Below are 276 nucleotides of genomic sequence, written 5' to 3'. Positions count from 1 at the left end.
CTTTGTCTTTCTTAATGACTATAATAACAAAAAATTCTGACAATTTCACTTATCAGATGACCGTGACCAAGTATTTTTTAGAATAATACTTGAACAAACCACAAGAAGGCTGACAACGGCGCAGGTCCCTGACATGGTTAAATCCAGTTGATTGGCCACTAAAAAACCAAGCACAACCGTTAGAATAGCGATACCTTGCCCTAAAAGAAGCAATTGCCAAAAGGATTTGACCCAACGTAGGGCAGCCATACTTGGTGCCACCAAGAAAACAATAAC

At 39.5% G+C, this 276-nt stretch carries 1 protein-coding gene; it reads right to left on the bottom strand.

The window, feature by feature from the left end:
* Positions 1-45 precede the first annotated feature (45 nt).
* On the bottom strand, positions 46-276 hold a 231-nt coding region (locus tag C1E99_RS01870), incomplete at its 5' end, for a metal ABC transporter permease (protein ID WP_193441780.1).

The organism is Streptococcus suis, from assembly GCF_002964045.1.
Classification (GTDB): domain Bacteria; phylum Bacillota; class Bacilli; order Lactobacillales; family Streptococcaceae; genus Streptococcus; species Streptococcus suis_U.
Note: the sequence above shows the minus strand (reverse complement) of the source record. Positions and strands in the feature narration are given on the sequence as shown.